The sequence below is a fragment of the Marinomonas sp. ABL3_031 genome, assembly GCF_056161265.1.
This window is the reverse complement of the sequence record NZ_JBSWYU010000044.1, coordinates 1-345: the sequence shown is the minus strand read 5'-3', so window position 1 is coordinate 345 and position 345 is coordinate 1. Positions and strand designations below refer to the sequence as shown.

The window sequence follows — 345 nt, the reverse complement described above, 5'->3', positions numbered from 1 at the left end:
GTTGACCATTGTCTTCGCCTTGTGCATTGACCGATGCCAATACCGCCCCCGTTAAGCTAGTGTCCTTGGCGGTGATCTTGACTTGACCACCTGTGATGCCACTTTGTTGCGCCACCCAAGCTCGTTCGGCTTCGCTTTGGCTAGCATTCACCCCCACATTATTGATGCCATCGCCACCAACACCTATGTTGCCACCTATGCTCTCGCTGTGGTTACTAGAAGTGTCTTGTAAGCTGGTGACCACCAGTTGGTCTGTGGTGATGTCAATGCTGGCCGCGTCCAGATTACCGCCGGCAATGGTCAGGTTATCACTGTCACTGACAAGGCTACCGGCCACCAGTTGGC

The 345-nt window shown here is 54.2% G+C and carries 1 protein-coding gene; it reads right to left on the bottom strand.

Annotation, left to right across the window (positions count from 1 at the left end; all coding sequences use genetic code 11):
- The coding region (locus tag ACXAH2_RS17195; protein WP_475080172.1) for a hypothetical protein at nt 1-345 on the bottom strand (345 nt) is incomplete at both ends.